This is a genomic window from Streptococcus pseudopneumoniae (genome assembly GCF_001068775.1).
GTDB lineage: Bacteria > Bacillota > Bacilli > Lactobacillales > Streptococcaceae > Streptococcus > Streptococcus pseudopneumoniae_N.
In genome coordinates this window covers 1-308 of record NZ_JWAJ01000010.1, presented here as the reverse complement: position 1 = coordinate 308, position 308 = coordinate 1, and the positions used below count along the sequence as shown (strand labels likewise).

At 49.7% G+C, this 308-nt stretch carries 2 tRNA genes; both read left to right on the top strand.

The features are described 5' to 3' along the window. Nucleotides 1–76: 76 nt before the first annotated feature. A tRNA-Trp gene (locus ADF68_RS00295) sits at nt 77–147 on the top strand. A gap of 14 nt (nt 148–161) precedes the next feature. Next, nucleotides 162–234: transfer RNA gene (locus tag ADF68_RS00290), tRNA-His, on the top strand. The last annotated feature ends 74 nt before the right edge of the window (nt 235–308 follow it).

Sequence of the window (308 nt, the reverse complement as noted above, 5' to 3'; positions counted from 1 at the left end):
CGAAGAGGCTAAACGCGGCGGACTGTAAATCCGCTCCTTCGGGTTCGGGGGTTCGAATCCCTCCCCTTCCATAGTTACGGGCATAGTTTAAAGGTAGAACTAAGGTCTCCAAAACCTTCAGTGTGGGTTCAATTCCTACTGCCCGTGTTAGTTAAATTATGGCGGGTGTGGTGAAGTGGTTAACACATCAGATTGTGGCTCTGACATTCGGGGGTTCGATTCCCCTCACTCGCCTATTTATATTATTGGGGTATAGCCAAGCGGTAAGGCAAGGGACTTTGACTCCCTCATGCGTTGGTTCGAATCCA